The sequence below is a fragment of the Streptomyces sp. NPDC050674 genome, assembly GCF_040654575.1.
Lineage (GTDB): Bacteria > Actinomycetota > Actinomycetes > Streptomycetales > Streptomycetaceae > Streptomyces.
Genome location: NZ_JBFAIG010000020.1, coordinates 53,401 through 71,545, shown reverse-complemented (window position 1 = coordinate 71,545; position 18,145 = coordinate 53,401). Strand labels below are relative to the sequence as shown.

The window sequence follows — 18,145 nt, the reverse complement described above, 5'->3', positions numbered from 1 at the left end:
GTGTTTGGCGCAACCTTTCGAAAGCCACTACCGTTGTCCAGCAGGGAGACCATCGAGAGGGGCCGACGTGACCACCACCGCAGACAGTGCCGCCATTACTGCCCAGGACCGCTCCCAGGGCCGACTGGAGCCGGTGCATGCGATGAACGAAGCCACGAACCCTGAGGGGCACAAGCGCTCCCTGCCGGGCCGACCTCCCGGCATCCGGGCGGACAGCTCCGGACTCACCGACCGCCAGCGCCGCGTGATCGAGGTCATCAGGGATTCCGTGCAGCGGCGCGGCTACCCGCCGTCGATGCGGGAGATCGGTCAGGCCGTCGGCCTTTCCAGCACCTCCTCCGTCGCGCACCAGCTGATGGCCCTGGAGCGCAAGGGCTTCCTGCGCCGTGATCCGCACCGCCCGCGCGCGTACGAGGTGCGCGGTTCCGACCAGGCCGCCTCGGTGCAGCCCACGGACACCGCGGGCAAGCCGGCCGCCTCGTACGTGCCACTGGTCGGCCGGATCGCCGCCGGTGGTCCGATCCTCGCCGAGGAGTCCGTCGAGGACGTCTTCCCCCTCCCCCGCCAGCTCGTCGGCGACGGTGAGCTGTTCGTCCTGAAGGTCGTCGGTGACTCGATGATCGAGGCCGCGATCTGCGACGGCGACTGGGTCACGGTGCGCCGCCAGCCGGTCGCCGAGAACGGCGACATCGTGGCCGCGATGCTCGACGGCGAGGCCACCGTCAAGCGTTTCAAGCGCGAGGACGGCCATGTCTGGCTCCTGCCGCACAACGCGGCCTACGAGCCGATCCCCGGCGACGACGCGACCATCCTCGGCAAGGTGGTCGCCGTACTGCGGCGCGTCTGACAGCGCGCACCGCGTCGGGCGCCCCGCGAGGTCGCCCTCAGACCGGGCCCCGGAACCCCTGCGCCGGTTCCGGGGCCCTGCGCTGTCCATGGGGCGGGTGGCGGAGCGTGGGCCGCCCCGGAACCCGCCCCGCGGCTCAGCCGTCTTCTCGACTCAGGCCCTCTTCCGTCTGCCTGGCGACCGCGTCGATCGCCGCCAGGGACTTGCGCACCTGGTTGCGGTCCGTCGTGAACCAGAAGTCGGGCAGTGACGCCTTCAGATAGCTGCCGTACCGGGCCGTCGCCAGACGCTGGTCCAGGACGGCGACCACACCGCGGTCACCCGATGCTCTGACGAGACGGCCGGCGCCCTGGGCCATGAGGAGCGCGGCGTGTGTGGCGGCGACCGCCATGAAGCCGTTGCCGCCCGCGTCCTCCACGGCCTTCTGCCGGGCGCTCATCAGGGGGTCGTCCGGCCGCGGGAACGGGATCTTGTCCATGACGACCAGCTGGCAGCTCGGGCCGGGGACGTCGACGCCCTGCCAGAGCGACAGGGTGCCGAAGAGACACGTCTTCGGGTCGGCCGCGAAGTTCTTGATGAGCTCGCCGAGCGTTTCCTCGCCCTGGAGGAGGATCGGGAACTCGGGGATCCTGGAACGCAGCTCCTCAGCCGCCAACTGGGCACCGCGCATCGAGGAGAACAGACCGAGGGTCCGGCCGCCCGCGGCCTGGATCAGCTCGGTGAGCTCATCCAGCATGTCGGCGCGATCACCGTCCCGCGCGGGCCGCGCCAGGTGCTTGGCGACGTAGAGGATGCCCTGCTTGGGGTAGTCGAAGGGCGAGCCGACGTCGATGCCCTTCCACTTCGGGACGTCGTCGCCTTCGGTGCCCTCGGGAGCGAGGCCCAGGGACGCGCCCACGCCGTTGAAGTCGCCGCCCAGCTTGAGCGTCGCCGACGTCAGCACCACGGAGCGGTCCGCGAACAGCTTCTCCCTCAGCAGCCCCGAGACGGACATGGGGGCGACGCGCAGGGAGGCGCCGAAGCGGTCGTGGCGCTCGTACCAGACCACGTCCCACTCGGAGCCGTTCGTGATCCGCTCCGCCACGTCGTGCACGTTCTCCACGGAGGCGAGGGCCTGCTTACGCACGGCGTCCTCGTCCTGGACCGACTTGTCGCGAGTCGCGCCGATCGCGGAAATGACCGTGCGGCACGCGTCGCGCAGCGCCATGAGGGCGTACCCGAGGTCCTCGGGGATCTCCTCCAGACGGCCCGGCAGCGCGAGCTCCATGAGCCGCTCGAAACCCTCGGCTGCGGTCTGGAGCTGGTCCGCGGCCTTCTCGTTGACGAGCTTCGCGGCCCGGCGCACCGCGCGGTTGACCTGGCCGGGCGTGAGCTCGCCGGTCGCGACGCCGGTGACCCGGGAGACCAGTTCGTGCGCCTCGTCGACGATCAGCACTTCGTGCTGCGGGAGGACCGGGGCGCCCTCGATGGCGTCGATGGCGAGCAGCGCGTGGTTGGTGACGACGACCTCTGCGAGTTTGGCCCGCTCACGGGCCATCTCGGCGAAGCACTCCGCGCCGTACGCGCACTTCGAGGCGCCCAAACACTCCCTCGACGACACCGACACCTGCGCCCAGGCGCGGTCAGAGATGCCGGGCGTGAGGTCATCACGGTCACCGGTCTCCGTCTCGTCGGCCCAGTCGCGTACGCGCAGCAGGTCCTGACCCAGCTTGCTGGTGGGGGCTGCGGCCTCGAACTGGTCGAAGAGGCCCTCCTCCTCGTCCTGCGGGACGCCCTCGTGCAGCCGGTGCAGGCACAGGTAGTTCGACCGGCCCTTGAGCATCGCGAACTCCGGGCGGCGACGCAGCAAGGGGTGCAGCGACTCGACCGTTCTCGGCAGGTCGCGCTCCACCAGCTGGCGCTGGAGGGCCAGGGTGGCGGTCGCGACGACCACGCGCTCCCCGTGCGCGAGCGCGGGCACCAGGTAGCCCAACGACTTTCCGGTACCGGTGCCGGCCTGGACCAGCAGGTGGGAGCCGTCGTCGATGGCTTCCTCGACGGCTTCGGCCATGGCCACCTGACCGGGGCGCTCCGTACCGCCGACGGCGGTGACGGCGGCATGCAGGAGTTCGGGGAGTGAGGGCTTCGTCATAGCGCGACCACCCTACGACCCTGCACTGACAAACGGGCGATCAAGGCGAGGGCAGGGGGTGGGATCAAGACCTCGGGCTCCTCGGCGATGCTGGTGGGGGCGGTGGTGGCGCGGGCTGTGGACCGGGGCTTGCGCTGTGCGCTGGACGCGGAGTGAGGACTTGCGGATCTTCTCGGAAATTCGCGCGCCGAGTGGGAACTGCGGCGGCCCGGGCCGCGTTCAATGAGTGATGGCGCGGTGACACAGCGCTACAGCAGATGCCGGAGGGACCGGTCTCGGACCATGAGGGCGGCCCGCTTGCCGGGCAGGTCGACCTCGGCGGAGAACCGGAAGCCGGCGGTAAGGAAAGCGGCGATGGAGGGGGTGTTGCGCATGTCGGGTTCCGCGACGACGCGGGCACAGGAAGGCCGCCGCGCGAGAACGAGATCGGCCACGGCCCGGAGCAGCAGACCGCCGAGGCCGCGTCCCCGGTCGGCGACCTCGCCGACCAGGAGGTGGACTCCCGTGTCGTGAGGCCGGGCGGGGTAGTGACGAGCCAGCGGGTCCAGATCCGCCCGGTAGATCTCCCAATAGCTCATCGGGGCTCCGTCCAGCACGCCAACGCACGGCACGCTGCGACCGTCGCCGGCGAGCTGGGCCCGCAGGTGTTCCTCGCTCACGTCCTGCGGGCCGGACAGCTCCCAGTACGCCGCGGTGGCGGGGTCGTTCATCCAGCGGCAGATGAGCGGGAGGTCGCGTTCCAGACGGACGGGGACCAGGTGGAACACGCCCGCCGACGTGTCGACCGGCCCCCAGTCGGCGACACCGTCGAGGAGGTCGTCGTGACGCGGGAGGAAGGAGGAGGGCCGGGGCAGGTCTCGGGTCACGCCGGCGAGGGCGACGAGCTCGGCCGGAAGACGCAAGTCCATGGTGTCCTCGCCCTGCCCGTCCACCCCATGGCGCTCATCGGGCCGGTTGTCCCAGTCGGCGCGTGACCCTCCGCAGGAGGCCGCATCGGCCATGGCGGGGACGGCAGGTCCGCTCTCGGTGATCGGGTCGGCGGGAGGCACCGAACGCTCCTCTCAGCAGGGGCTTGTCCTCAGGGATGGAGGAGGTCAGTTGTGGTCGAGCGACGGATCAGGGTGATCAAACGTGCAGGGGGTTGGCGATGGTGACGTAGACGGATTGGGTGGCGACCGGGCCGACGAGTTCGTCGAGGCCGTGGAGCCGGGTCAGCAGGTTGGCCTTGCAGCGCAGTACGGGTGACTCGAGCAGCCGGGCGGGCAGCGAGGTGCGCAGCCGGGACGGACCGGAGGCGATGTGTTCGAGGAAGCGGCGGAAGGCGGCCAGCAGCAGTCGCTCGTCAGCCAGGCCTTGGGAGCCGAAGGAGCCGATGAGACCGAACACGTTGTTGACGGCGAGGTAGTACACCAGCCGCTCGTCGGTGACTTCGTCGCGGACGAAGGTGTCGCTCCGTTCCCCGAGGCCGGGCAACCGGGCGTCGAGACCCGCGCGCCGGGACTCGCGGAAGTAGTAGCCCTGGTTGTCGCGGTAGCGGCCGCCCGTGGGCCACCCCTCGGCGTCCAGCAGGAGCAGGGTGTTCTGCTGGTGCGCTTCGAGGGCGATGCCGGCCTCACCGTCCAGCCACAGCACGGGCCGCACGACGTGCTCGAGGTAGCGCAGGAACCACTCGGCGGCCACGGCGCCCCGGGGCCGGCCGGTGCGGCGGGCGAGACGCGTGACGACCTCCGCCAACCGGGAGCGCATGCTCGGTTGGCGCCTTCCGAAGTGCCCCGGCGCCTCATCCGGCGTGGCCGATACGTACGGGCGCGGCGAGACGAGGCCGGCCAGGCAGGAGACGTCGTCCGAGGGACTGAACGGGTTGTGGCGGATCATCACGTCCAGTCCGGGCACCGGGTCGCCGTCCGTGGTGTCCACGGCGAGCCAGGCCGGGTCCCGGACGATGTCGAAGTCCGGGTGCACGGCTCGCCACTGCTGCGCGAGGCCGCTGCGGAGCAGGCGGTGGACTTCGACGCCACGGTGGAGCTCCTTACGGAGGTTCTGGCGACGGGAGTTGGTGATGCGCAGGCCCAGTGAGAGCTTGAGCATCGCGGGGGCCTGGGGCCGGTAGACAGTCCGTAGGGAGGAGGTGGGGTACCAGGGCGCGCCGTGGGTGCCCAGGTCATGGAGCAGTCCGCTGTCGAGCAGATCGGTGATCTCGGGACGGTGCCGGACCTGGTGTGCCTGCCAGGGATGCAGGGGCAACAGGGCGTACCCGTCCGGTAGGACCGGTCCGGCACCGGCCAGGCGGGCGGTGAGCAGAGGTGCGGTGACAGGACGGCCGCGTTCGGTCCAGGAGGAGTCGGTGGCGAGGACGGAGGGGGCGACTGCCATCCAGTGCAGGGGGAAGGAGCCGCGCAACTCAGGTGAGTACAGCAGCGCTTCGGCTTCGGAGAGGCCTTCGCGGCTCTTGGGGGTCGGGTGCAGGGGATGCCCGAGAAGGAGTGCCTGCTCGGCGGAGAGGAAGAGGTCGGGTCCGTCTGCCGGGCGGTTCCGGCGGTCGGTGATGAAGCCGGCGACGCGTCTCAGGGAGTCGGCTACACCCGCCACGAGTTCCGCGCTGTCACCGGCGTCAGCGGTGAGGGAGCGGGGGGTGTCCGTCGAGCCGGAGTCGGTGGCGCAGCCGGGGCGACGGGCGCCTGCGGCCGTCTCCCGGGCGAGCAGAGCGGCGATCGTGACCGCATCGACCGGTGGGGCGTGCTCGGGGGCACCGGCGAGACGCGCAGGGCCGAAACGGTGCCAGCCCGTGGGAGACCAGTAGCGGACGGGGGCGAGGAGAGCCGCTCCGCTGGCCGGAAGGGGCACATGGAGGACCCCGTCGGCAGGAGCGGTCTGGTCGGTCTCGCGCGCCCAGCAGCGGAGCAGGTTCTCCATGGCGGCCGTCTGGGCGGCTACGTGCGGGGCGGGATGATCCAAGGGGTCGATGCCGTGGACTTCGCCCGGTCGCTTGCCCGGTTCCATCGCCGGGCGCTGCCGTGGAACGCCCGGGTGAGGTGGCGCCTCCGCGGTCAAAGGGTCGACCGAGGAACCTTGGCCCGACGCCGGCGTCGGTGCGTGGTCGTCAGGGTGGGGGGTGGCGTTCAAGGAAGGTCCCTCTTGGCGTGGTTCCGAGTCATGCGAGTGGGCGCGAACCGAGGGGCTCCACTCGGCGGCGCGGGAAGGGTGCGCAGGAGCATGCGGCATGTGGGCGTCCGGGCACCTGACGGGCAGACAGGTCGGGGCCCGCACGGCTTCGAATGAGAGACGACTCGGCCCGCAGATCCACGGGCGTGCGTGGCCTTTCACGCCGCAGAGGCTCGCCGTGTTCACGGTGCGGCTGCCGTGTCACCCCCGCGGAGTCGAGCCGCTGCCCCGACCGCGTCGGCCAGGCGGTCCAGCACGGCTGCCGCTTGTTCGTCGGTGATGGTCAGGGGCGGCAGCAGTTGCACGACGCTCGCGTGGGGGCCGCCGAGGCCGACGATGAGCCCGCGTCGCAGACACTCCTGCTGGACGGTGGCGGCGAAGGCGGGAGCGGCGGCAAGGGGCGGCCGGGTGGGGCCCGACGGCATCAGCGCCCCCGCGCGAGCCCCCGCCCTCGGCCCCGCGCCCGTCCCCACCTCCGTCCCCGCGCCTGCCTCGGCGGCGGGGGCCGGACACGGCGCCTGGGGTGCTCCCTCCGGGTCCGTCAACTCGACCCCGATCATCAGTCCCCTCCCCCGCACGTCCCCGACCCACGAGAATTCGGAGGCGAGGCCGCGGAGTTGGTGCAGCATGCGCGCCCCCAGGGTTGCCGCGCGGTCGGCGAGGGCGTTCTCGCGGACGTGGGCGAGGGTTGCCGTGCCGGCGGCCATGGCGAGTTGGTTGCCCTGGAAGGTGTCCGAGGGAATGCCGGTTTCCGCGGTCTCGAGGTCGTCGCTGTACACCACCACGGCCAGCGGCAGGCTGCCGCCGATGGCCTTCGAGAGGACCATTACGTCGGGGGTCACGCCGCTGTGCTCCACCGCCCAGAAGGCGCCGGTGCGACCCACGCCCGTTTGGGTCTCGTCGGCGATCAGTGGGACGGACCGGTCGGCGGTGAGCTGTCGCATGCGCCGCAGCCAGGTGTCCGGCGCGGGGACCATCCCGCCTTCGCCCTGGACCGGCTCGACGATCACTCCGGCGGGCAGCGGCACCCCGCCCCTGGAGTGGTCGAGGTGGGACTCGGTTCCGCCTCCGGCGCTGGTGAACGTCAGCACGCCACTGCGGCCGGTGGCCGTGCGCAGCAACGCGCAGGCGGTCTCGATGGCTTCGCTGTCGGCCGGTCCGCAGAACCGCACGCGTGCCCGATCGGCCAGTCCCCTCGGCAGGGTGCGGAGCAGTTCGGTGAGGAAGGCGTCCTTGACGGGTGTGGCCAGGTCCAGGGCATTGAGCGGCGCACCGGAGTCCAAGACCTTGCGGATGGCCTCCAGGACGACCGGGTGGTTGTGGCCGAGGGCGAGTGTGCCGGCGCCGGAGAGGCAGTCCAGGTAGCGGCGGCCGTCGGCGCCCTCGATGGTCAGTCCCCGGGCCCGTACCGGCACGATCGGGAGGGCACGGGCGTAGGTCCGGGCGGCGGACTCGCGAGTGGGATGGCGGCGCAGGACCCCTTCCTGCGCCGAGCGTGCCGTGAGGACGGGAGGGGCCGCAGGGGCAGGGACGGCCCTGTCGCCGAGGAGCTCGCGGGGAGTTTTCACCTGCGCAGGCCCCACCGCGGCCTCCTCCGACGCACACCCCGCATGGGTGGATTCCGCCACGACTTCACTGACCTCCCCTTGGGCACGGGCACAGAGGACCGCGCACAGACAGCAGGCCCCCCACCGCTACCAACCGCGGATCACTCACCCGGTTACGGGTTGCCTCAAGATCCTTTCCGTAACGGAACTGTTGCGGATCCGTCGGATCGCCCCCACAGCCACCGCATAGGGTGTGATGCCGTTCCCGGACACCGTGAGGTGGCCCGAACATCCCGCAGAGCAGCGGGAATCGAGGCCCAGGCACCGGTTTCGTCCACGTTCGTTCCATATCAGGGGGAGTCACATCATGCGATCCAAAGGGCCGTTGTCCGTCGTCAGTCGAGGGGGGAGAGCGCGCCGCAGGAACTCCCCCGTCCTGGCTGCCGTGGCCCTCGCCTCCGTACTCGCGCTGACCGCCACCGCCTGCGAGTCGGGCGACGCCACGGCCGACGGTGAGGCCTCCGCGTCCGCCACGGCCTCCGACGACGGCAAGCTCAGGATCCCGGACGACATCAGGGACCGGCTCCGCGAGCACGGGATCGACATCGACAAGTGGAAGAACGGCGCCTGGAAGAACTGGGACCGGGACGACTGGCTGCGCGAGGCCAACGAGTACATCAACCCGATCATCGAGGGGCTCTGGAACCCGGACCGCATGCGGGAGGCCGAGGAGCCCGACCAGGGTGTCGACACCGGCGATCTCTCCGGTGACCAGGGCGTGACCGACCCGACGCCCGAGCCGGTCGAGGCTCAGGCTGTACCGCCGTCGTACCACGCCAACGCCCCGACGGCGGGGAAGGTGTTCTTCGACTCCCCCGAGGGCTCCGCCGTCTGCTCGGCGACCGTGGTCACGGACCCGGCGCACCCGGGCAAGTCGAACCTGGTGTGGACGGCGGGTCACTGCGTGCACGCGGGCAAGAAGGGCGGCTGGTACCGCAACATCGCGTTCGTGCCGTCGTACAACGACGACGGCCGGCCGGTGGAGGCGCTTCAGAATGCCACCCGCGAGGACGTCGCTCCCTACGGTGTCTGGTGGGGCGACTGGGCGCAGACCTCGGACCAGTGGATCGAGCAGGGAGGTTCGACGGGCGGGGACGGCGCTCCGTACGACTTCGCGGTCATCCATGTGACGCCGGAGAAGGGCAGCGGCGGCAAGTCACTGGAGGAGATCGTCGGTTCGGCGCTGCCGGTCGACTTCAAGGCGCCCGCGGTGCCGCAGGTCAAGAGCGTCACGGCGATCGGCTACCCGGCCGCGCCGCCCTACGACGGGCAGAAGCTGTACCGGTGCCAGGACCGGCCCGGCCGGCTGTCGGTCACGGCCTCGGACCCGACGATGTACCGCATCGGTTGCACCATGACCGGAGGTTCGTCCGGCGGCGGCTGGATCGCGACCGGCGCGGACGGCAAGCCGGCGCTGGTGTCCAACACCTCGATCGGCCCGGTGACGTCGGGCTGGCTGGCCGGTCCGCGCCTGGGCGATGTGGCCAAGGGCGTGTACGACTCGGTCAGCAAGAAGTTCGCCGACCGGTGACAGCAGGCTGAACGACGCCGTCGGTGGGGCGGCGCACCCAGCGGAAACCTTCACCGCCCCACCCCGGTACGCCCTCAACTCCACGGGCATAGTGGGGTGTCGCGCGGATCCATCCGCACCGGAGGCACTCCTGTGCCCGTGCGCCCGTGACCTGCCGACGCGGCACGCGCCCACACCGGCACGGCACACCCCACACCTCACGCACCGACGCAAACACCAGCACCAGCACCAGCACGCATTCACACGCACCAACGGGGGTCATCCACCATGCGTTCCACACGTTCCACCCATGCGCCCGCGCCCAGGCGCCGGCGGCGCGCCGTCCTCGCCGCCACCGGACTCGTCACCGCCCTGGCGCTCACCGCGACCGCCTGCAACGGCTCCGACGACAAGGCGAGCGACAAGCCCGACGCCACCAGCTCCCCGGCCGCCGCTGACGGCGGCGGCAAGGTCGAGATCCCTGCGGACCTCGCGGGCAAGCTGAAGGAGCACGGGATCGATGTCGACCGGTGGAAGGACGGCGGCTGGAAGGACTGGGACAAGGACAAGTGGCTCAGTGACGCCAAGGACTTCGTCAACCCGGTGATCGAGGGCCTCTGGAAGCCGGAGCGGATGCAGTCCGCTGAGGAGGCCGAGAAGACGGTCACGACCAAGGACGCGTCGGCCGGCCAGGGCGTCAGCGACCCGGACCCGGCACCCGTCCGAGCGCAGGCCGAGAAGACGCCGTACCACCGCAACGCGGCGCCGGTCGGCAAGGTCTTCTTCGACTCCCCCGACGGCCCGGCCGTCTGCTCCGGCACGGTCGTCAAGGACGTCAACCACCCGGGCAAGTCCAACCTGGTGTGGACGGCGGGGCACTGCGTGCACGCCGGTGGCGACGGCGGCTGGTACCGCAACATCGTCTTCGTCCCGGCCTACAACGACCTCGGCAAGTCCGAGGCGGAGCTGACCAACGCCAACCCGACGGAGATCGCCCCGTACGGCAACTGGTGGGCGAACTGGGCTTCGACCTCGAACCAGTGGATCCACGGCGGTTCGGAGACGGGCGGCGACGGAGCCGCGTACGACTACGCCGTGCTGCACGTGAAGCCCGAGCAGGGGGCCAAGTCGCTGGAGGAGACGGTCGGCGCCGCGCTGGACGTGGACTTCTCCGCCCCGTCCGCGGCCGAGTCCCGCAAGATGGGCGCCTGGGGCTACCCGGCCGCGCCGCCCTACAACGGCGAGAAGATGTTCAAGTGCATCGACGTCCCCGGCCGGTTCTCGCTCAGCCCCTCCCTGCCGACGATGTACCGCATCGGCTGCGACATGACCGGCGGTTCCTCCGGCGGCGGTTGGTTCCGGGTCCTGAACGGCAAGTCCGTGCTGGTCTCCAACACCTCGATCGGCCCGGCCGACAACACCTGGCTGGCCGGTCCGCAGCTGGGCCGGGACGCCGAGGCGCTCTACCAGAACATGAGCAAGACGTACGGCGGTCAGTGACCGGCACACACTGAAGGCCCGCTCCCCCGGTCACTTCCGTTCTCGTGGTTGTCACAACGCCACGGTTCAGGGAATCCAAAACGCTCGGCCGGGAAACCCCGGCCGAGCGCCTGCACGCCATGCTCGTGGCATGAGTCCGGCTATGTGCCGACCGCGCGGGGTCAGCCGACCGGCCAGGTGTGCTCGGCCGCCCAGGTACCGAAGCGATGCCAGCCGATCTCCGGAAAGTCACGCCGCAGTGCGTCCACGTCCACATCGAGGCCGACCTCGGTGAAGTAACGGAACATCGCGGCGAGATCGGCCGAGAACGCCTCGGCGCGGGCGATCGGCAGCCGCTCGAAGGCGATCGGCCGGCCACACACCCCGGTCAGGGCTTCCGCGATCTCCAGGCAGGTCAGCTCGTCGGAAGCGATGTCGATGCGCCGGCCCGCGAACTCCTGCGGCCGCGCGAGAACATGGGCCGCGAAGGCACCGATGTCCCGCGCGGGGATCAGTGTCAACGGCCGGTCGGCCGGCATCGGCAGCACGAACCGGCCTGCACGCAGACCCTCGAGCGACCACTCGACCCGGTAGTTGTCCATGAACGCGGCCGGACCGAGGATCGTCCAGGGCACACCCAGCCCTCGCAGGTGCCGCTCGATGCGGTACTTGCTCTCGAAGTGCGGAATGCCCGTGCCGCGGTCGGCGTGCGCTGCCGAGGTGAACACGATGTGCCGGACGCCACGGGCGGCCTCCAGCAGGTCGATGCCCTGCCGGACTTCGGTCTCCGGGTCCGAGCCGAATGGCGTGGACATCGCGAACAATCCGTCAGCGCCCTTCAGGGCCGCCTCCAGCGACTCGCTGTCGTCGAAGTCGGCCGCGTACACCTCGGCGCCGAGGATCCTCAGCGCGTGGGCGGCGGCCGAGTCGGGGGTGCGGGTCAGGGCACGGACCTGGAAGCCCTGATCGAGCAGCGAGCGGGCGGCCGCACCGCCCTGGGCGCCGGACGCTCCGGCGACGGCCACCACGGGCCGGTAGGATTCCTTCGTCATGCGGTTACCGTACAACACAGTTACTGCGTCACGCAGATATTTAGCGAGGTATGCATGCAGATTGACGAACTCCAGCAGGAGTCCCGCCGGTACCTGGCCTCGTACGTCATGTTCAACCAGGCGGTCGCGGACCACCTCAAGCTGCACCCCACCGACGTCCAGTGCCTCAATCTGCTGACCGCCGAGCCCGGCCCGTTCACCACCGGCCGGATCGCCGAACTCACCGGCCTGACCAGCGGATCGGCGACGCGGCTGGTCGACCGTCTCGAGAAGGCGGGCTACGTGGTCCGGCACCGCGACAAGACCGACCGCCGCCGGGTCCGGGTGGAGCCGGTCCCGGAGGCGATGCGGGATCTCATGGAGCTGTGGTCCGAACTGGGCGAGGGATGGCGGGCGATGTTCGCCGACTACACCGAGGACGAGCGCGCCCTGTTGTACCGGCACATGCGGCGCACCGTTGAACTCTCCCGACAGCAGATCGCCCGCCTGCGCGGCAAGGAATGACGGCCGCCCGCACGAACGCTCGGCCGGCGAACCCGGGCCGGCAACACCTGGCCGGCCGGTCCGCAGCCCGGCCGGGACGCCGAGGCGCTCCACCAGAACATGAGCAAGACGTACGGCGGTCAGTGACCCGCACATGCTGAAGGCCCGCTCCCCGGCATGGGGGGCGGGCCTTCTCGCGTCGGACGAGACGCGCGCTCAGGTCATGCTCAGAGCGCCGGCGCCGGAACGTACGGCATGAGCTCCGCCGCCAGTTCCTCGTGCACCCGCACCTTGAGCAGGGTGCCCTCCGGGGTGTGCTCCTCGGAGATCACCTCGCCCTCGTCGTGGGCACGGGCGACCAGCTTGCCGTGCGTGTAGGGCACGAGCGCCTCGATCTCGACCGACGGACGCGGCAGCTCGTTGTCGATGAGCGCGAGCAGCTCGTCCATGCCCTGGCCGGTGCGGGCCGAGACGGCGATGGACCGCTTCTCGACGCGCAGCAGCCGCTGGAGCGTCAGCGGGTCGGCCGCGTCGGCCTTGTTGATCACGACGATCTCGGGAACACCGGTGGCGCCGACGTCCCTGATCACCTCGCGCACGGCGGCCAGCTGCTCCTCCGGGAACGGGTGCGAACCGTCGACCACGTGCAGGATCAGGTCGGACTCGCCGACCTCTTCCATCGTGGAGCGGAACGCCTCGACCAGGTGGTGGGGCAGATGGCGCACGAACCCGACCGTGTCGGCCAGCGTGTACAGCCGTCCGCTCGGGGTCTCGGCCCGGCGCACGGTCGGGTCGAGGGTCGCGAACAGGGCGTTCTCGACCAGCACGCCCGCGCCCGTGAGGCGGTTGAGCAGCGAGGACTTGCCCGCGTTGGTGTAGCCCGCGATGGCCACGGACGGCACCTTGTGGCGCTTGCGCTCCTGGCGCTTGATCTCGCGGCCGGTCTTCATCTCCGCGATCTCCCGGCGCATCTTCGCCATCTTCTCGCGGATCCGGCGCCGGTCCGTCTCGATCTTGGTCTCACCGGGACCACGGGTGGCGAGTCCGCCGCCCTTGCCGCCGCCCATCTGCCGGGACAGCGACTGACCCCAGCCGCGCAGCCGCGGCAGCATGTACTGCATCTGCGCGAGCGCGACCTGCGCCTTGCCCTCTCGGGACTTGGCGTGCTGGGCGAAGATGTCCAGGATCAGGGCCGTCCGGTCGATGACCTTGACCTTGACGACGTCCTCGAGGTGGATCAGCTGGCCGGGGCTGAGCTCACCGTCGCAGATGACGGTGTCCGCGCCCGTCTCGATGACGATGTCGCGCAGCTCCTCGGCCTTGCCGGAGCCGATGTAGGTGGCCGCGTCGGGCTTGTCACGGCGCTGGGTGACACCGTCGAGCACCAGCGCGCCGGCCGTTTCCGCGAGGGCGGCGAGCTCCGCGAGGGAGTTCTCCGCGTCCTGCACCGTTCCCGAGGTCCAGACACCGACGAGGACGACCCGCTCCAGACGGAGCTGGCGGTACTCGACCTCGGTGACGTCCTCGAGCTCGGTGGAGAGGCCCGCAACGCGGCGCAGGGCCGCGCGCTCGGAGCGGTCGAACTGGTCGCCGTCCCGCTCTCCGTCGATCTCGTGGCTCCAGGCGACGTCCTCTTCCATCAGGGCATCGGCCCGAAGACCCTCGGGGTGGCTGTGCGCGAAGCGCTTGGTGTCCTGGGAGGAGGAAGAAGAGGAGGTCATTGGATCCTTACGTCGATGGGAAGTCGTTCATTGTCTGCAACGCGTGGGCGGTCCGGGAGATTCCCGGCGCTCCGTACCGCGCCGACCTGAAGATGGTCGCACGGCACGGGGCGTCTCGTCACCGGGTTATCGGGCGGGCGTCAGGGCCGGGGCGCGGTCCGCTCCGCAGGGGCCTGCGGCTCGGCGGGCGTCTCCGGCTTCCAGTCCGGGTGCCCCGGCATCGGCGGGGTCTTCTCGCCGTACAGCCAGTCCTGGAAGAAGCCGCCCAGGTCGCGCCCGGAGATCTCGGCGGCGAGCCGGACGAAGTCCCGCGTCGTGGCCGTGTCGTCCTGGTGACGGGTGACCCAGGCGCGTTCCAGGCGTTCGAAGGCCGGGCGGCCGATCTCCTGGCGCAGGGCGTACAGGACGAGCGCCGCGCCGTCGTAGACGTTGGGCCGGAAGATGCTGGTCTTGCGGGCGGTGTCGGGTGCCTTGGGGGCGGCGGGTGGTCCCCCGGCGGCGCGCCAGCGGTCGGAGGCACCGTAGGCCGCCTTCATCCGGTCCCGCAGCGGCTTGCCGGCCTGCTCCTCGGCGTACAGCGCCTCGTACCAGGTGGCGTGTCCCTCGTTGAGCCACAGGTCGGACCAGGTGTGGGGGCCGACGCTGTTGCCGAACCACTGGTGGGCCAGTTCGTGGACCATGATCGATTCGACGTACCACGGGGGGTAGACCGGCTCGGTGAACAGTTCCCGCTCGAAGAGGGAGAGCGTCTGGGTCTCCAGTTCGAAGCCGGTGGTGGCGTCGGCCATGAGCAGGCCGTACGTCTCGAAGGGGTAGCGGCCGACCTTGCTCTCCATCCAGGCGATCTGGGCGGGCGTCTTCTCCAGCCAGGGTTCGAGGGCCGCGCGGTGTTCGGTGGGGACGACGTCCCGCACGGGCAGGGCGTGCGGGCCGGTGCGGTGCAGGACCGTGGAGCGGCCGATGGATACCTGGGTGAGCTCGGTGGCCATGGGGTGCCGGCTGCGGTAGGTCCATGTGGTCCTCCCGCCGGACTTCTCCACTGCGGCGGGCAGCCCGTTGGCGACGGCCGTGTGCCCGTCGGGAGCGGTGACCCGGATGGTGAACATCGCCTTGTCGGAGGGGTGGTCGTTGCAGGGGAACACCAGGTGCGCGGCGTCGGCCTGGTTGGCCATGGCGAGACCGTCCGCGGTGCGCACCCAGCCGCCCTCGCGGTCCTTCGCGGGGACGGGGTCGCTGGTGTGCCGCACGGTGATCCGCATCCAGCGGCCGTCCGAGACCGCGTCCTCGGGCGTGATCACCAGGTCCTCGCCGGCCGTGCGGAACTGGGCGGGGTCGCCGTCGACCTCGACGGACTCGACCGTGCCGTGGGCGAAGTCCAGGTTGACGCGGTCCAGGTCGGCGGTGGTCCAGGCGTCGATGGTCGTGACGGCCCGCAGCGGCTCGCTGTTGTCGCCCGCGTAGGTGAAGGAGAGGTCGTAGGCCGCCACGTCGTAGCCGGGGTTGCCGAGGTACGGGAAGAGGCGGTCGCCGACGCCGAGCGGGACGACGGGGGCACTGGCGGCGACGAGGCAGACGGAGATCGCCGAGGTGAGCAGGGCGGCGGCGGTGCGGCGGCGCCGGGTGGGGGTGGTGACCTGGTTGTGGGGGGTCAGGAGCATGTCCCACGGCTATCAGCGCGCCTGTGCGAGGCGCGGACGGCGCGCTTTCGTCCCACCCGAACCGGGGACCGGGGCCTGCGCCGGGTGCCGCCCCGCCCGCCCGCGGGACCGCCCCGAGCCCGGGCCGCCGGTCAGCCGTTCTGCGGCTGTGGCTGCGCCCGGCTGACGTCGTACACCCCGGCCACCTCGCGCATCGCGCGCATCAGGGCGGGCAGGTGGCTCGCGTCGGGCAGCTGCACCGTGTACGTGTGCCGCACCTGCTGCTGGGTCGGGGGTTCGACGGTCGCCGAGACGATCTCGGCCCCCTCGGAAGCCATGGCTTCGGTGAGGTCGGCCAGCAGATGCGGACGGACGAACGATTCGGCCGTCAGCGTGACCCGGCACTCGGCGGCCTCACCCCAGCGCACGCCGACCTCCGTACGCCCCCCGTCCTTCATGCGCGCCACCGCGGGGCACTCCACGCGGTGCACGGTGACCGCGCCCCCGCGTACGGCGAAGCCGGTGATCTCGTCGGGCGGTACGGGGGTGCAGCAGCGGGCGAGCCGGACGGTCGCACCGGGCAGGTCGGCGAGGACATGGCCGGTGCCGGGGCGATCGGCGGGCTGCTCCGGGGCCGCCGTGTCCGCGTCGGGAACATCGGCCGGGCGGAGCGCCGTCCGCTCCTCCGTGGTCCGCGCCTCGCTGTGCTGGGACTCCGCCTGCGCCGGGTGGGCGGCCAGCCAGCGCTGGATGGCGATCCGGGCCGCTGGCGTGTGGGCGTGCTCCAGCCACTCCCGGGAGGGCTCCGACGCCGCGTCCTGGCCCATGAGCAGCTGCACCGTGTCGCCGTCCTTGAGGACGGTGCTCAGCGTCGCCAGACGGCCGTTCACCCGGGCGCCGATGCAGGCGTGCGCGTCCTCGCCGTACTGGGCGTACGCGGCGTCCACACAGGTCGCGCCCTCCGGCAGGCCGAGGGTGCCGCCGTCGGGCCGGAACACCGTGATCTCCCGGTCCTGGGCGAGATCCTCGCGCAGGGTCGACCAGAAGTGGTCGGGGTCGGGCGCGGCCTCCTGCCAGTCGAGGAGCCGGGAGAGCCAGCCCGGGCGGGTGGGGTCGACCCTCTCGCCGTCGGCCGGGTCGTCGGGGGCGGGTGCGTAGGGGTTGCCGAGGGCGACCACACCGGCCTCGGCGACCTTGTGCATCTGGTGCGTGCGGATGAGGACTTCGACGACCTGTCCGTCCTCACGCGCCACGGCCGTGTGCAGCGACTGGTAGAGGTTGAACTTCGGTACGGCGATGAAGTCCTTGAACTCCGAGACCACCGGGGTCATACAGGTGTGCAGTTCGCCCAGCACGCCGTAACAGTCGGCGTCCTCGTTCACCAGGACCAGGACACGGCCGAAGTCGGAGCCGCGCAGCCGGCCGCGTTTGCGGGAGACGCGGTGCACCGAGACGAAGTGGCGGGGGCGGATGAGGACTTCGGCCGGGATGTCCGCCTCGCGCAGCACGGCGCGTACCTCGTCGGCGACCTCGGCGAGCGGGTCGTCCGTGCGGGCCGCGTTGCGGACGATCAACTCCCTGGTGTGCGCGTACTCCTCGGGATGCAGGATCGCGAAGACCAGGTCTTCCAGTTCGGTCTTGAGGGCCTGGACGCCGAGGCGCTCGGCGAGGGGGATGAGCACGTCACGTGTCACCTTGGCGATGCGCTCCTGTTTCTCGGGGCGCATGACGCCGAGGGTGCGCATGTTGTGCAGCCGGTCGGCGAGTTTGATCGACATGACGCGGACGTCGTTGCCGGTGGCGACGAGCATCTTGCGGAAGGTCTCGGGTTCGGCGGCGGCGCCGTAGTCGACCTTCTCCAGTTTGGTGACGCCGTCGACGAGGTAGCGGACCTCCTCGCCGAACTGGTCGCGGACCTGGTCGAGCGTCACATCCGTGTCCTCGACGGTGTCGTGCAGCAGGGACGCGGTCAACGTCGTGGTCTCGGCGCCCAGTTCGGCGAGGATCAGGGTCACGGCGAGCGGGTGCGTGATGTATGGCTCGCCGCTCTTGCGCATCTGGCCGCGGTGCGAGGACTCGGCCAGCACGTAGGCGTGACGCAGGGGTTCGAGGTCCGCGTCGGGGTGGTGGGCGCGGTGGGCGTCGACGACGTGGCTGATGGCGTCGGGCAGCCGGCCGCGGGCGGCGGGGCCCAGCAGGGCGGCGCGGCCGAGACGGCGCAGGTCGATCCGGGGGCGGGCCTTTCTGCGGGGGGCTGTCGGCGTCACCGGTCCTGACACCGCGCCCGGCAACGGGCCTGGGGTCACGGAATTCGTGGCCTCCGCACTCATGGGCACCTCCGGCTGCGTCAACCGGCGGACGGGGTGCCCCAGAGCGGACACGGCTCAGGAGGCGGCTTCGGTCCCCCGTCCGGGCCGGTGCTTGATGCTACCGAGCCCACCATGCCGGACCGACCGCCTCTCGCCGAGCGTGAAACTGATCACCCATTCGAGGGACGAATGTGAGGTTTGTACCCC

General features: G+C 71.1%; 12 protein-coding genes. 4 read left to right on the top strand and 8 right to left on the bottom strand.

Going from position 1 to position 18,145, the window contains the following annotated elements; translation table 11 throughout:
- Positions 1–67: 67 nt before the first annotated feature.
- Positions 68–847 carry a transcriptional repressor LexA gene (lexA, locus tag AB0I06_RS28605; protein WP_030845416.1) on the top strand — a complete coding sequence of 260 codons (780 nt, stop codon included), beginning with the start codon at positions 68–70 and terminating at the stop codon, positions 845–847.
- 136 nt (positions 848–983) lie between these two features.
- On the opposite strand, the gene AB0I06_RS28600 is transcribed toward lexA, so the two are convergent.
- The 4 genes from AB0I06_RS28600 to AB0I06_RS28585 form a co-directional block, all read right to left on the bottom strand.
- Positions 984–2,978: an ATP-dependent DNA helicase gene (locus tag AB0I06_RS28600; RefSeq protein ID WP_363121712.1), complete on the bottom strand. Its 1,995-nt coding sequence runs from the start codon at positions 2,976–2,978 to the stop codon at positions 984–986.
- A 248-nt stretch (positions 2,979–3,226) separates the two neighbouring features.
- Positions 3,227–4,027 carry a GNAT family N-acetyltransferase gene (locus tag AB0I06_RS28595; protein ID WP_363121711.1) on the bottom strand — a complete coding sequence of 267 codons (801 nt, stop codon included), beginning with the start codon at positions 4,025–4,027 and terminating at the stop codon, positions 3,227–3,229.
- 76 nt (positions 4,028–4,103) lie between these two features.
- Positions 4,104–5,978: an IucA/IucC family protein gene (locus tag AB0I06_RS28590; RefSeq protein ID WP_363121710.1), complete on the bottom strand. Its 1,875-nt coding sequence runs from the start codon at positions 5,976–5,978 to the stop codon at positions 4,104–4,106.
- A 344-nt stretch (positions 5,979–6,322) separates the two neighbouring features.
- Complete coding sequence (locus AB0I06_RS28585) at positions 6,323–7,615, bottom strand: aminotransferase class III-fold pyridoxal phosphate-dependent enzyme (RefSeq protein ID WP_363121776.1); 1,293 nt, start codon at positions 7,613–7,615, stop codon at positions 6,323–6,325.
- A gap of 439 nt (positions 7,616–8,054) precedes the next feature.
- On the opposite strand from AB0I06_RS28585, the gene AB0I06_RS28580 reads away from it, so the two are divergent.
- Both AB0I06_RS28580 and AB0I06_RS28575 read left to right on the top strand, forming a co-directional pair.
- The gene (locus AB0I06_RS28580; protein ID WP_363121709.1) at positions 8,055–9,278 is read left to right on the top strand and encodes a hypothetical protein; all 1,224 of its coding nucleotides are present in this window, start codon (positions 8,055–8,057) and stop codon (positions 9,276–9,278) included.
- A gap of 267 nt (positions 9,279–9,545) precedes the next feature.
- A complete protein-coding gene (locus AB0I06_RS28575; RefSeq protein ID WP_363121708.1) occupies positions 9,546–10,757 on the top strand; it encodes a hypothetical protein in 1,212 nt (403 codons plus the stop codon).
- Positions 10,758–10,918: 161 nt separating this feature from the next.
- Here AB0I06_RS28575 and AB0I06_RS28570 read toward each other — a convergent pair whose 3' ends face one another.
- Entirely contained in the window at positions 10,919–11,788 is an 870-nt protein-coding gene (locus tag AB0I06_RS28570; protein ID WP_363121707.1) for an NmrA/HSCARG family protein, read from the bottom strand.
- A gap of 54 nt (positions 11,789–11,842) precedes the next feature.
- On the opposite strand from AB0I06_RS28570, the gene AB0I06_RS28565 reads away from it, so the two are divergent.
- A complete protein-coding gene (locus AB0I06_RS28565; RefSeq protein ID WP_363121706.1) occupies positions 11,843–12,292 on the top strand; it encodes a MarR family transcriptional regulator in 450 nt (149 codons plus the stop codon).
- A gap of 206 nt (positions 12,293–12,498) precedes the next feature.
- Here the strand turns inward: AB0I06_RS28565 and hflX are convergent, their stop codons facing one another.
- From hflX to AB0I06_RS28550, 3 genes are all read right to left on the bottom strand, one after another.
- Positions 12,499–13,992 carry a GTPase HflX gene (hflX, locus tag AB0I06_RS28560; protein ID WP_363121705.1) on the bottom strand — a complete coding sequence of 498 codons (1,494 nt, stop codon included), beginning with the start codon at positions 13,990–13,992 and terminating at the stop codon, positions 12,499–12,501.
- A 140-nt stretch (positions 13,993–14,132) separates the two neighbouring features.
- The gene (locus tag AB0I06_RS28555; RefSeq protein WP_363121704.1) at positions 14,133–15,650 is read right to left on the bottom strand and encodes a M1 family metallopeptidase; all 1,518 of its coding nucleotides are present in this window, start codon (positions 15,648–15,650) and stop codon (positions 14,133–14,135) included.
- A 131-nt stretch (positions 15,651–15,781) separates the two neighbouring features.
- On the bottom strand, positions 15,782–17,959 hold the full coding sequence (locus AB0I06_RS28550) for an HD domain-containing protein (protein WP_363121703.1): 2,178 nt from the start codon (positions 17,957–17,959) through the stop codon (positions 15,782–15,784).
- Positions 17,960–18,145: the final 186 nt, after the last annotated feature.